Source organism: Bacillus sp. P4_D3, from assembly GCF_056401855.1.
On sequence record NZ_JBFUIN010000583.1, the window covers coordinates 1 to 1,955 of the forward strand.

At 36.1% G+C, this 1,955-nt stretch carries 2 protein-coding genes; both read right to left on the reverse strand.

Translation table 11 applies throughout. From position 1 onward, the window contains the following. Positions 1-9: 9 nt before the first annotated feature. Positions 10-978 (reverse strand): ABC transporter permease subunit, encoded by a 969-nt coding sequence (locus AC1DTM_RS24315; RefSeq protein ID WP_016105189.1) that lies wholly within the window; start codon positions 976-978, stop codon positions 10-12. Next, the coding region (locus tag AC1DTM_RS24320; RefSeq protein WP_477001091.1) for an ATP-binding cassette domain-containing protein at positions 975-1,955 on the reverse strand (981 nt) is incomplete at its 5' end. The genes AC1DTM_RS24315 and AC1DTM_RS24320, both read right to left, overlap by 4 nt.

Here is a 1,955-nt window from a genome sequence, read left to right on the forward strand (position 1 = left end):
GTATTCCCCTCATAGATTCACCCTCCTTTCTTCTAATTGCCGGAGTTTCTTCCATTTTTTTAAGACACTATCTAATATGATGATGAGTAAAAGTAAAAATCCTGAAATAGCACTATTCCAAAATGCAGGTATTTTTAAAAAGACGAGTGAACTGCTTATCACTTCTAAGAAGAATGCACCTAATGCCGCTCCAAATATAGAACCTGTTCCTCCTTTTAAATGAATACCACCTAAAACAGCAGCAGCGATAACTTGCAATTCTATCCCTGTACCTGTTTGATTTGGAACGAATCCAATATTCATTACGAATATACATCCAGCGAACCCAGCGCTTATGCCTGATATGATAAACGCGTATATTTTCACTTTATCTACATGTATTCCAATAAGCCTTGCACCATCTTCATTATCACCGACCGCATAAAAATATCTTCCAATTTGAACTTTCATTAAAAAGAAATATAGCAGCAGTAATATGATAAGAACGGTCCATACCGTTATCGGAATCCCTAACATCATAATAGAAGAAATTTGTTTATACTCATTCGGAATATCTTCAATCCACTTTCCGCCCGTAAATATTAACATTACGCCTCTAATAATCCCGAGCATTCCTAATGTCATAATGATAGCTGGCACCCTAAATTTCGTAACGCCAATTCCGTTTACCATACCAATAAGGGCGCTAAGTATAATTGCCGCAAATATTGAAATAAAGGCACTGTATCCATCTGTTAACAACATCCCGCAAACCGCAGCGCTTAATCCCATAATAGATCCTACTGAWACATCTATATTTTTCGTAAACAATACGAAAGATTGACCAATTGCCAAAACAACTAAAATAACGCTTGATTTCATAATTAAAGCTAAAGAGCTAAATTGAACAAAACTAGGRTTCATTACTCCAACGAAGGCTATGTAAAGAAGTAATAAAATAATAATAGACGTCTCATGCATTTTAAATAAACGGTTCACTCCGTTACACCTCCCTTTCCTCCGTACGCAAGACGTGTAACTTCATCAATACAAATTTCCTTCTTCTCCAAATGAGAGACGAATTCTCCGTTTCTCATCACATAAACACGATTCGCTAATTGAACGATTTCTTCCATATCTGAAGAAATTAATATGATCGCAAGTCCCTTTCTCTTCAAACTTTGTATCGTTTCGTATACTTCTAATCTTGCTTTCGCATCAATACCACGGGTCGGTTCATCAAGAATAATCAATTTCGGATTACATGCAAKATATTTCGCTAACACGACCTTCTGTTGGTTCCCACCTGATAAAGACGTCATTTTCTCATTCATATGAGGGACAACAATTCTAAACTGTTTTATATACAACTCTGATAAAGCGCTTTCTTTTTTGTCATTTAAAAAGAAGCTACTCATACTGTTTAAAGATGCAGATGTTATATTTTCTTTCACAGACGCAATTGAAAAAATGCCATTCCCTGCCCGGTCCTCCGGTACATACACCATACCTTCCTTTATTCTCTTATGTACCGAATACTTCGTAATGGATTTTCCCTCTAATAAAACAGAACCTGATTTCAAAGGCATTAATCCAAATATTGATTCAGCTAATTCAGTCCTACCTGATCCGACGATACCTGCAATCCCGACAACTTCTCCAGCGTGTACAGTTAATGATACATTTTGAAACGCATAACTAGACGCATTCGTGACATCTAATACTTTTTCCGAATGCTCTATTTCTTCTTGCGTGATTTCTTTCTTCTCCTCAAGTTTATAACCTTTCGGTAATAACCCCTCCATTAGCATGTCATATGTATAGCTTGATACATCCCCTTGACTTACAATCATTCCGTCACGCAAAATTGCTACTTTATTCGCAATTTCAAAGATTTCTGGAAAACGATGCGTAATGTAAATCATGCCAATTCCTTTTTCTTTTAAACTTTTCATCAACACAAAAAGACTCTTAAT